This is a genomic window from Anaerotignum faecicola, assembly GCA_024460105.1.
Taxonomy (GTDB): Bacteria; Bacillota; Clostridia; order Lachnospirales; family Anaerotignaceae; genus JANFXS01.
Genome location: JANFXS010000202.1, coordinates 1 through 485, shown reverse-complemented (window position 1 = coordinate 485; position 485 = coordinate 1). Strand labels below are relative to the sequence as shown.

1 protein-coding gene is annotated in these 485 nt (G+C 50.7%); it reads left to right on the top strand.

What is annotated here, in order from left to right; translation table 11 throughout:
• The coding region (fusA, locus tag NE664_13535) for an elongation factor G (protein ID MCQ4727654.1) at window positions 1–485 on the top strand (485 nt) is incomplete at both ends.

Sequence of the window (485 nt, the reverse complement as noted above, 5' to 3'; positions counted from 1 at the left end):
AGAGGACCCGACCTTCAGAGCGAAGACAAACCAGGAGACCGGTCAGGTTATTATTTCCGGTATGGGCGAGCTTCATCTGGAGATCATTGTAGACCGTCTGCTGCGTGAGTTCAACGTAGAAGCTAACGTAGGTGCTCCTCAGGTTGCTTACAAGGAGACATTTACAAAGGCTGTTGACGTAGACAGCAAGTATGCGAAGCAGTCCGGTGGACGTGGACAGTACGGACACTGTAAGGTTCACTTTGAGCCGATGGATGCCAACGCAGAAGAACTGTTTAAGTTAGATTCCACCGTTGTCGGCGGTGCTATTCCGAAGGAATATATCCCGGCAGTCGGTGAAGGTATTGAGGAAGCTTCCAAGTGCGGTATTCTTGGCGGATTCCCTGTACTGGGTGTTCATGCAACCGTATATGACGGTTCCTACCATGAGGTAGACTCCAGTGAAATGGCATTCCACATCGCCGGTTCCATGGCGTTCAAGGATG